Source organism: Saccharopolyspora sp. NPDC002686, from assembly GCF_040295745.1.
GTDB lineage: Bacteria > Actinomycetota > Actinomycetes > Mycobacteriales > Pseudonocardiaceae > Saccharopolyspora > Saccharopolyspora oryzae.
On sequence record NZ_JBEOVY010000334.1, the window covers coordinates 1 to 8,437 of the forward strand.

General features: G+C 71.1%; 11 protein-coding genes. 5 read left to right on the forward strand and 6 right to left on the reverse strand.

Features of this window, described 5'->3' with window-relative positions:
- The first annotated feature begins 79 nt into the window (after positions 1–79).
- The 3 genes from eda to ABTZ89_RS31350 all read left to right on the forward strand — a co-directional run bounded on the left by eda (position 80) and on the right by ABTZ89_RS31350 (position 3,101).
- Positions 80–703: a bifunctional 4-hydroxy-2-oxoglutarate aldolase/2-dehydro-3-deoxy-phosphogluconate aldolase gene (gene eda / locus ABTZ89_RS31340; RefSeq protein WP_270951555.1), complete on the forward strand. Its 624-nt coding sequence runs from the start codon at positions 80–82 to the stop codon at positions 701–703.
- A gap of 447 nt (positions 704–1,150) precedes the next feature.
- Positions 1,151–2,515: an HNH endonuclease signature motif containing protein gene (locus ABTZ89_RS31345; protein WP_351051506.1), complete on the forward strand. Its 1,365-nt coding sequence runs from the start codon at positions 1,151–1,153 to the stop codon at positions 2,513–2,515.
- Positions 2,516–2,561: 46 nt separating this feature from the next.
- On the forward strand, positions 2,562–3,101 hold the full coding sequence (locus ABTZ89_RS31350; protein WP_351051509.1) for an NUDIX domain-containing protein: 540 nt from the start codon (positions 2,562–2,564) through the stop codon (positions 3,099–3,101).
- Between the two features lie 4 nt (positions 3,102–3,105).
- Here ABTZ89_RS31350 and ABTZ89_RS31355 read toward each other — a convergent pair whose 3' ends face one another.
- Both ABTZ89_RS31355 and murA read right to left on the reverse strand, forming a co-directional pair.
- On the reverse strand, positions 3,106–3,429 hold the full coding sequence (locus tag ABTZ89_RS31355) for a putative quinol monooxygenase (RefSeq protein ID WP_351051512.1): 324 nt from the start codon (positions 3,427–3,429) through the stop codon (positions 3,106–3,108).
- Between the two features lie 64 nt (positions 3,430–3,493).
- Positions 3,494–4,750 carry a UDP-N-acetylglucosamine 1-carboxyvinyltransferase gene (murA, locus tag ABTZ89_RS31360; RefSeq protein WP_270950720.1) on the reverse strand — a complete coding sequence of 419 codons (1,257 nt, stop codon included), beginning with the start codon at positions 4,748–4,750 and terminating at the stop codon, positions 3,494–3,496.
- A gap of 102 nt (positions 4,751–4,852) precedes the next feature.
- On the opposite strand from murA, the gene ABTZ89_RS31365 reads away from it, so the two are divergent.
- The gene (locus tag ABTZ89_RS31365) at positions 4,853–5,425 is read left to right on the forward strand and encodes a cob(I)yrinic acid a,c-diamide adenosyltransferase (protein ID WP_270950719.1); all 573 of its coding nucleotides are present in this window, start codon (positions 4,853–4,855) and stop codon (positions 5,423–5,425) included.
- On the opposite strand, the gene ABTZ89_RS31370 is transcribed toward ABTZ89_RS31365, so the two are convergent.
- Together ABTZ89_RS31370 and ABTZ89_RS31375 are read right to left on the reverse strand one after the other, a co-directional pair.
- A complete protein-coding gene (locus ABTZ89_RS31370; RefSeq protein ID WP_270950718.1) occupies positions 5,426–5,896 on the reverse strand; it encodes a GNAT family N-acetyltransferase in 471 nt (156 codons plus the stop codon).
- A gap of 28 nt (positions 5,897–5,924) precedes the next feature.
- Positions 5,925–6,401, reverse strand: coding sequence for a GNAT family N-acetyltransferase (locus ABTZ89_RS31375; RefSeq protein WP_270950717.1), 477 nt, complete (start codon positions 6,399–6,401; stop codon positions 5,925–5,927).
- Between the two features lie 71 nt (positions 6,402–6,472).
- On the opposite strand from ABTZ89_RS31375, the gene ABTZ89_RS31380 reads away from it, so the two are divergent.
- The gene (locus tag ABTZ89_RS31380; protein WP_351051516.1) at positions 6,473–7,375 is read left to right on the forward strand and encodes a LysR family transcriptional regulator; all 903 of its coding nucleotides are present in this window, start codon (positions 6,473–6,475) and stop codon (positions 7,373–7,375) included.
- Between the two features lie 51 nt (positions 7,376–7,426).
- On the opposite strand, the gene ABTZ89_RS31385 is transcribed toward ABTZ89_RS31380, so the two are convergent.
- Positions 7,427–7,864 carry a DUF2550 domain-containing protein gene (locus tag ABTZ89_RS31385; protein ID WP_351051519.1) on the reverse strand — a complete coding sequence of 146 codons (438 nt, stop codon included), beginning with the start codon at positions 7,862–7,864 and terminating at the stop codon, positions 7,427–7,429.
- Positions 7,865–7,876: 12 nt separating this feature from the next.
- Complete coding sequence (locus ABTZ89_RS31390; protein WP_270950714.1) at positions 7,877–8,242, reverse strand: F0F1 ATP synthase subunit epsilon; 366 nt, start codon at positions 8,240–8,242, stop codon at positions 7,877–7,879.
- Between the last annotated feature and the right edge of the window lie 195 nt (positions 8,243–8,437).

Here is an 8,437-nt window from a genome sequence, read left to right on the forward strand (position 1 = left end):
AGCGATTCGACGATCTCGAGATCCTCTTCTGACTGAACCACGAGCCTCCGGCAAGCATCGAGAACGGATGAAATGCCTGATGAACACTGCAGCTGACGTGCTGGAACTGTCCCCGGTGGTGCCGGTCGTGGCGCTGGACGACGTCGAGCACGCCGTTCCGCTGGCCGAAGCGCTGCTGCGCGGCGGGATCCGGACCATCGAGGTCACCCTGCGCACCGCCGCCGGGCTGCCCGCGATCGAGCGGATCGCCGCCGAGGTCCCCGAGATGGTCGCCGGGGCGGGCACCATCACCGAGCTCGGCCAGGCGAAGCAGGCCGCCGACGCCGGGGCGCGCTACCTGGTCACCCCGGGCACCACCGACCGGCTGCTCGACGACGTCGACGCCTCCGGCGTGCCCTACCTGGCCGGGGCGGGCACGGTGTCCGAGGCGATGCGGCTGGCCGAGCGCGGGGTGAACGCGATGAAGTTCTTCCCCGCCGAGCCCAGCGGCGGCGTGCCGTTCCTCAAGGCGATCGCCGGGCCGCTGCCGCAGCTGCGGTTCTGCCCGACCGGCGGGATCAGCCCGCAGACCGCGCCGAACTACCTGGCCCTGCCGAACGTGGGGTGCGTCGGCGGCTCGTGGCTCGCTCCGAAGGACCTGCTCGCCGCGGGCGACTGGGCGAAGGTCGAGCAGCTGGCCCGCGAGGCCGCGGCCCTGGGTTGATCTGCCGTGGCGGGGGGGTGGGGGCCCGCCCCCCCCCCCCCCCGCCCCCCACCACACCCCCCGCGGGGGGGGGGGCGGGTGGGGCGTGGGTGGTTTCGCCGTGCGAGCAGGCGTGGTGCGGTTCGGCTGAACGATGCGGGGGGGATGGCTGGGGTTGGCTCGGGTTCTCGATCGCGGCTGAACGCGTTTTTGGGGATACGCGTCGGTTGCAGCGGAACGTGCGGGGGGCGTCGTTGTCGCGCGGACGTCATCTCCGAGCTTGAAGAGCGGTCTTCAGAAGCTGATCTCCGGGACTGGAGCGTTCGTCGACCTAGCGGCAGGCCTAGATCAAACGCGGGTCGTTTACCCCTGTCCTGTAACGGTTTTCGCGTTTGCATGCGGGTTTTCACCTGATCAAGCGATCGTAAATCGCGTGCGAACGGTTGTTCGATTCGGGATCATTGAGGCATGACACCGTTGATGAGCGTTTCCGACGCCGCCGAGGGCGCCGAGGCCTGTGCGCGGTCGGCTCCGGTGTCCTGGACTGATGCCGACGTCGTCGCCCGGATCCAGGAGCTGGAGGAGTCCATGCGGGCGGCCATGTTCGAGCAGCTCCGGCTGATCGCCGAGGCCGAACGTCGCGGGCTGTTCGGGGAGCACGGGGCGCGGTCGATGCCTGCTTGGTTGCAGGGCCTGCTCAACATCGACTACCGCGATGCCAGGGGGCGCGTCGCCGTTGCGCACAACGTCGAGGACCGCGCGACGCTCCACGGCGAGCCCGTCGCCGCCGATCTCCCCGCCACCGCAGCCGCCATGGCCGAAGGTGCGATCGGCCTGGAGCACGCGCGCGTGATCGTCGCCGGGATCAAGAAGCTCCCGGAGCACGCGCGGTGCCACAGGCTGGCCGAGGTCGATTCGATGCTGGCCGGATGGGCGCGGCAGATGCCGCCGCGGGAGCTGGCGATCATCGCCGAGCGGCTCCGCTACCTGCTGGACCAGGACGGGGCCTACCGCGACGAGGAGAACCAGCACGAAGCGCGGGAACTGCACTACACCACCGCGCGCGACGGCATGATGGTCATCAAAGCGCGCCTCGACCGCGAGACCGGGGCGAAGTTCGCCGCCCTCGTCGAGCCGCTGGCCGCGCCCCGACCGGAGCTCGACGGCGAGAAGGACCCCCGCACCGCCGGTCAGCGCAACGCCGATGCGCTCGGCGCGATCCTGGACCTGGCCGCGGGTTCCGACGAGATGCCGCGAGCGGGTGGCCAGCGCCCGCACCTGACCGTCACCGTCGACTTCGACGAGCTCAAGCGCGGCCTCGACCGGGGCGACGAAGACGGCATGCCCGGGACCCTGGACGCCACCGATCGGTCGATCACCGCCGAGAACATCCGCCGCATCGCCTGCGACTGCGAGGTGCTGCCGATGGTCCTCGACAGCGACGGGATCCCCCTCGACATGGGCCGGACCAAGCGCACCGCGCCCGCCCACATCCGTGCCGCGCTGCTCCAGCGCGACGGCGTTTGCGCCTTCCCCGGCTGCGATCGACCGCCCGGGGCACCCGACGCGCACCACATCGTGTCCTGGATCGACGGCGGGCCCACCGACCTGTCGAACCTGGTCATGCTCTGCGGACACCACCACCGCACGGTGCACGGCCAGCGGTGGGAGATCGCCGTGCACGACGGGCGCCCCACCTTCACCCCACCATCCACAGTGGACCCGTCACGAACACCGCGACCAGGCGGCCGGGCGACACCGGCCCAGCACCGCGCGCTCATCGAACGGCACCTGCCGAGACCGCGCGGACCCGCGCACGCGCTTGCCGGCTGAGCAGGCGCGTCGACCCCGCGCGCCTGCCTTCCGGCACCATGGCGACATGGAGCAGACGAGCAGCCGCGAGGTGTACGCGAATCCGTGGATGTCGGTGCGCGAAGACGGGGTGCGCCGGGACGACGGCTCCGAAGGGATCTACGGGGTCGTCGACAAACCCCACTACGCGCTGGTGATCCCGCTCGACGGGGACCGGCTCCACCTCGTCGAGCAGTACCGCTACCCGCTGGGCCTGCGCCGCTGGGAATTCCCGCAAGGCACCGCACCCGACCGGCTCGACATCGACACCGCCGAACTCGCCGCCCGCGAACTCCGCGAGGAAACAGGCCTGCGAGCGGCGAACATGGTCGACCTCGGCACCCTGGACGTCGCACCGGGCATGTCCAGCCAACGCGGACGCGTGTACCTCGCGACCGGCCTGACCACCGGCGCGCACGAACGGGAACACGAGGAACAGGACATGCGCACCGCGTGGTTCAACCGCACCGAATTCGAGAAGATGATCGCCGCGGAGGAGATCACCGACGCGCAGTCGATCGCGGCCTACACCCTGCTCCTGCTGCACGAACGCCGGAACCCGGCGTGACCGGTCACAACCCGACGCCGCCGAGCGTGTTCAGATCGACGCGCTCCGGCGGCTGCGCCAACATGCCCAGCACCGCCTCGATGCTGACCGCACCGCTGGTCTGGGCTGCCGAGGCCAGCGCGGCATCCGCGCTCGCCTGATCCGCCCAGGCCTCGACCACGCGCACCGTGTCCGACGCATCGGAATCCTGGCTGATCACGTACAACTCGCAGCCCGGCGCCTCCCGCAAGCCGTCTGCGACCTGCAGCATCGCCGCCGCCAACTGGTCGCCCAGGCCCGGTTTCGCGGTGAACGTCATCAACCGCCCGACCTTCACGGCATCGGCCATCCGGGACACCTCCGAGCTCGCTGACCTTCTGGGCGAACCCTAGCCAGCAACCCCGACACGCGGATCAGTCGGTCACTCGCTCGATGTCCGCACCCAGGCTGCGCAAGTTCTCCACGAAGTTCGGATAACCGCGGTCGATGTGGAACACGTCCCACACCTCGGTCACGCCGTCCGCGCACAGACCCGCCAGCACCAGGCCCACACCGGCGCGGATGTCCGTCGCCCACACCGGGGCGCTGGAAAGCCGGTCCAGCCCGCGCACGACCGCGTGGTGGCCGTCGGTGCGCCCGTCGGCGCCCATCCGCACGAGCTCCTCGATGAACCGGAACCGGGACTCGAACAGGTTCTCGGTGATCATCGACGTGCCGTCGGCCACCGCGGACAGCGCCAGCGCCATCGGCTGCAGGTCGGTCGGGAAGCCCGGGTAGGGCAGGGTGACGAAGTCCACCGCGTGCGGGCGGCCGTGCATCACCACGCGGAAGCTCTCCTCGCCGGTGGTCACCTCCGCACCAGCGCTGCGCAGCTTCTCCAGCACCAGGTTCACGTAGCCGGGGTCCACCCCGCGCACCGTGATGTCACCGCGGGTCGCCGCAGCAGCGAAAGCCCAGGTCGCACCGACGATCCGGTCGCCGATCACGCGGTGCTCGACCGCCTTGAGCGCGGTCACGCCGTGCACCGTCAGCGTGGACGTGCCGGCACCCTCGATCTTGGCGCCCATCTGCTGCAGCATCACGCACAGGTCGATGATCTCCGGCTCGCGGGCCGCGTTGTCGATCACCGTGGTGCCCTCGGCCAGCACCGCGGCCATCAGGATGTTCTCCGTCGCGCCCACGCTCGGGAAGTCCAGCCAGATCTGGGCGCCGCGCAGGTTCTCCGCCTCGGCGACCACCGCGCCGTGCTCGATGTGGCTGGTCGCGCCCAGCTGCCGCAAACCGTTCTGGTGCATGTCCAGCGGCCGGGACCCGATCGCGTCGCCGCCCGGCAGCGTCACGACCGCGCGGCGGCAGCGGGCCACCAGCGGCCCGAGCACGCACACCGAGGCGCGCAGCTTGCCCATCGACGGCGAAACCGCCTCGTGGCTGATCTCCGCGGGCGTCGTGATGTTCACCGTGCCGCCGTCGATCGACACGTCGCAGCCGAGGCTGCGCAGCACGTCGGCCATCAGCGGAACGTCGAGGATCTCCGGGCAGTTGACGATCGTCGTCGTGCCCTCCGCCAACAGCGCGGCCGCCATCAGCTTCAACACGCTGTTCTTCGCACCGACCACGTCGACCTCGCCGACGAGACGCGCTCCGCCGTGTACCCGGAAGTGCTCACTCACGAGCATCGAGGTTACGGCCCGCCCACCACCGCCATCGGGGCGGGTGCGCCGGGAGGCCGACAAACCGGGAACCTCCCCGGCCCGCCCGCCTAGGCTGTCGGCATGGCTGTCCACCTCACGAAGATCTACACGCGGGCCGGGGATTCCGGCACGACCCGGCTGTCGGACAACTCCAAGGTGCACAAGACCGATCCGCGGCTGGTCGCCTACGCCGACGTGGACGAGACCAACTCGGTGCTCGGCGTGGCACTGGCCACCGCTGACCTCGGCGAAGACGTCGTCGCGGTGCTGCGCGCGGTGCAGAACGACCTGTTCGACGTGGGCGCGGACCTGTCCACCCCGATCGCGGAGAACCCGAAGTACCCGCCGCTGCGCATCACCCAGAACTACGTCGACCGGCTCGAGGGCTGGTGCGACGAGTTCAACGAGCGGCTCGGCAAGCTGGACTCGTTCATCCTGCCCGGCGGCACTCCGGGCGGGGCGCTGCTGCACCAGGCGCGCTGCGTGGCCCGTCGGGCCGAGCGCTCTGCGTGGGCGCTGCAGGAAGCCGACGAGGAGCGCACCTCACCGCTGCCGGCGAAGTACCTGAACCGGCTGTCGGACCTGCTGTTCATCCTGGCGCGCGTGGCCAACCCGGACGGCGACGTGCTCTGGAAGCCGGGCGGGAACGCCTAGCTACAGCTCCTTGGCGTAGCAGCGGCTCAGCGGATCGTCCCGGTACGCGCCGAACTTCTCGATCTCCGCGTAGCCGGCGGAGGTGTAGAGGCCGATCGCCTCCGGCTGGCGCTCACCGGTCTCCAGCACCATGCGCTTGCGGCCGGCCTTCGCGGCGGTGTGCTCCAGCTCGGCGAGCAGCTGCCGCGACAGGCCGCTGCCACGCGCCTCGGCCACGATGAACAGCCGCTTCATCTCGGCATCGCCGTCCTGGAGTCCCGGCTCGTCGCCCTCGCGGGCGCGCCACCCGCCCGAACCGACCGGGCGGCCGTCCGAGTAGCCGAGCAGGAACAGCCCCTGCGGTGGCCGGAACTCGGCCGGATCGACCGCGGTGACGTCCTCCTCGCCGTAGCGGTCGACGTACTCCTGTTGCAGGACCTCGATCAGCTGCTGGGAGTCCGGGTGGTCGTAGTCGACGATCTCGATGCGCACCCCGGGAGAGTAGTTCGACGCCTTCGGATCACCCCAGCGCTTTTTCGTACCAGTGCCGCGCGTACTCGTTGTCGTTGTACGCCGGGATCTCCCGGTATCCCGCCGAGTCGTAGAGGGCTCGTGCCTCGCGCAGCTCCGCCGCGGTGTCCAACCGGACCCGGTCGCAGCCGAGCTGCCGGGCCTGCTCCTCCAGCTCGGCGAGCAGCGCCCGCCCGGCACCTCTCCCCCGCAGCTCCGGCGAGATCCACATGCGCCTGATCTCCCCGACGCCGTCCGGCTCGGTGCGCACCGCGCCGCAGCCGAGGACCCGCCCGTCGACGCGCACCACCAGGAACGCCCCCGCGGGCGGGACGAAGTCGCTCTTGGCCGGTGGGGCGGCGCGGGAGGTGTCGAACCCGCTCGGGAAGCGCCGGTCCAGCTCGGCGACGTACTCGCCGAGCGCCTGCTGCGCGTCCGGGCTGTCGATGGGTTCGAGTTCGATCGTGAAACTGGCCTGCTTGGTCACGCCCCCAGTCTTTCCCCGACCGCCCGTTCACATCCAGTTATCGATTCTTGGGCCGCGTAAAGTGAACCTTCATGCTCGACCCGTCCCGGCTCCTCGTCCTGCTGGCGCTGCGCGAACACGGCAGCGTGACCCGCGCCGCCGAACAGCTCGGCCGAACCCCACCGGCGGTGTCCCAGCAGCTGATCCGCCTGGAGGACGAGGTCGGTGCCCAACTGGTCGAGCGGCTCCCCCACGGCGTCCGCCTGACCCCGCTGGGCTCCCGCATGGCCGAACGCGCGGAACGCATCGCCGCCGCGCTGCACGACGCCACCAGCGACGCCCAGCGCTTCCGCGACGAGCACCGCAACCGGCTCCGCCTCGGCGCCTTCCCCACCGCGGGGCTCGCACTGCTCCCCGAGGCGCTGGCCGCGATGCGCCACCGCCACCCCGACGCCGAGCTGTCCGTCGTCGACCTCGGCCCGGCCAACGGCATCGAGCGGGTCGCGGAGCACCGCCTGGACCTCGCACTGGTCGGCGAGTACGCCGAGCCGCTGGAGGCGCAACCAGGCGTCCGCCTCGTGCACCTGCTGGACGACCCGGTCCACGCGGTGCTCCCCACCGACCATCCGCGCGCCGGGAACACCTCGCCGCAGCTCGTGGACTTCCGCGACGACACCTGGGCCAGCGCGCCGATGGACCTCCCGAACCGCCAGCAGCTCGAAACCGCCGCGCGCGCCGAGGGCTTCGCTCCGCGGGTCGCGTTCGAGTTCGAGTCCTACGCCGTCGCCGAGGCCGTGGTGTCAGCCGGCGTGGCCGTCTCGTTCATCCCGCGCCTGGCCATCGCAGGCGCTCCGGGCACCACCCACCGGCCGCTCGCGTCCGGGCTGCACCGGCGCATCCACGCCGCCGTGCCGACCAGCACCAGGCACGCACCGCTGACCGAGGTGTTCCTCCAACTGCTCCACGACATCAGCCACGACTTGAGCAGGGCGTGAAAAAGCGGGGCCCGGAAAGCGGACCCCGCTGAAAAGCTCTTCGACCGGCGCTCAGGACGCCCACGGCACCGAACGGCCGGGCGGCGCCGACTCGAGCCAGGACAGGAAGCCGGTCAGCGCATCGCGCCCCATCGCCAGCTCCAGATCCGGACCGGTCAGGTCCAGCACGGTCGAACCGGCGGGCATCGCGTACGCCTCCGCCGTCGTCGGCTCGCGCCGCTGGGCGATCTCCACGTTGCGGCGGTTGATCACCCAGTTCGGCCCCGACCGCAGGCTCAGCACGCGGTACCAGGCGAACTCCTCGCCCCGGTAGTGCGCCACACCCAGGTGCCAGCCCCGACCCGCGCCGTCCTTGCTGATGCGCAGCGCCACGTCGATGCCCCCGGCGCGCAGTTCCCGGAGCCGCCGCCAGGCGAGCCCGGCAACGACCAGGGCTGCCACCAGCAGCAGCCCTAACGCCACCACGAACCACACGACCGGGGAGCCCATGCCAGGCCCGGATCAGGCCGCGTGACCGGCTGCTCGCAATCGGCTCGCAGCCCGTGCTCGGGCCTGCTCGTCCTCGCTCTTGGCGTCCTGGCGGGCCTGCGCGACGTCGATCTCGTCGGCCAGCTCCGCGGACTCGGCCAGCACGCTCACACCGTTCGCGGTGACCGACAGGAACCCGCCGTGGACCGCAGCGGTCACGGTCTCCTTGTCGGCAGTGGTGATGCGCACCACACCGCCCTCGATCAGCTCACCGAGCAGCGGCTCGTGCCCCGGCAGGACACCGATCTCTCCCTCGGTGGTCTGCGCGACAACAGCGGTCGCTTCCCCGGACCACAGGCGGCGCTCGACGGCGACCAGTTGGACGGACATGTTGGCCACGCGCGTCTCCTTTGTCGGGTGTTTGCCCGCAGTCTATCCGGTGCCACCAGGGCGATCGTGACTGGCCGGGCGGGAAGGCTTGCTTGCGGCAACGGGGTCGAGGCCCGTCGGACCTCGACCCCGTTGCCGGTTGGTGCGGACCCCTCGCGGGGTCGTGCGCTCACATCTAGGTGAGCATGTTGTAAGCCGCGTCGA

Coding starts and splice junctions, on each gene's coding strand:
- eda (WP_270951555.1), top strand. CDS start 80: ATGAACACTGCAGCTGACGTGCTGGAACTGTCCCCGGTGGTGCCGGTC.
- ABTZ89_RS31345 (WP_351051506.1), top strand. CDS start 1,151: ATGACACCGTTGATGAGCGTTTCCGACGCCGCCGAGGGCGCCGAGGCC.
- ABTZ89_RS31350 (WP_351051509.1), top strand. CDS start 2,562: ATGGAGCAGACGAGCAGCCGCGAGGTGTACGCGAATCCGTGGATGTCG.
- ABTZ89_RS31355 (WP_351051512.1), bottom strand. CDS start 3,429: ATGGCCGATGCCGTGAAGGTCGGGCGGTTGATGACGTTCACCGCGAAA.
- ABTZ89_RS31365 (WP_270950719.1), top strand. CDS start 4,853: ATGGCTGTCCACCTCACGAAGATCTACACGCGGGCCGGGGATTCCGGC.
- ABTZ89_RS31380 (WP_351051516.1), top strand. CDS start 6,473: ATGCTCGACCCGTCCCGGCTCCTCGTCCTGCTGGCGCTGCGCGAACAC.
- ABTZ89_RS31385 (WP_351051519.1), bottom strand. CDS start 7,864: ATGGGCTCCCCGGTCGTGTGGTTCGTGGTGGCGTTAGGGCTGCTGCTG.